This is a genomic window from Bradyrhizobium sp. CFUWI, from assembly GCF_056429085.1.
The window spans coordinates 1-411 of the sequence record NZ_JBWJZE010000264.1 but is presented as its reverse complement, the minus strand read 5'-3'; the positions used below and the strand labels follow the sequence as shown (position 1 = coordinate 411).

Annotated in this window: 1 protein-coding gene; it reads left to right on the top strand. The window is 73.0% G+C overall.

Annotated elements, in window-relative coordinates; genetic code table 11:
- The coding region (locus tag AC066S_RS39730) for an acyl-CoA dehydrogenase family protein (RefSeq protein ID WP_478272051.1) at positions 1–411 on the top strand (411 nt) is incomplete at both ends.

The window sequence follows — 411 nt, the reverse complement described above, 5'->3', positions numbered from 1 at the left end:
ATTCGGGCCTGGCGGATTTCGCGTTCGCCATGCAGGGCCTGGGCAGCGGGGCGATCAGCCTGCACGGCACGCCGGAGCAGCGCGCGCGCTACCTGGAGCGCGTGGCGCGCGGCGAGGCGATCGCCGCCTTCGCGCTGTCCGAGCCCGAAGCCGGGTCCGACGTCGCGGCCATGGGCTGCACGGCCCGCGCTGAAGGCGACGGCTACGTGCTCGACGGCGAGAAGACCTGGATCTCCAACGGCGGGATCGCCGACTTCTACGTGGTGTTCGCGCGCACCGGCGAGGCACCGGCGGCGCGCGGCATCAGCGCCTTCATCGTCGATGCGGACACGCCGGGCTTTTCGATCGCCGAGCGCATCGAAGTCATCGCGCCGCACCCGCTCGCGCGGCTGCGCTTCGACGGCTGCCGCG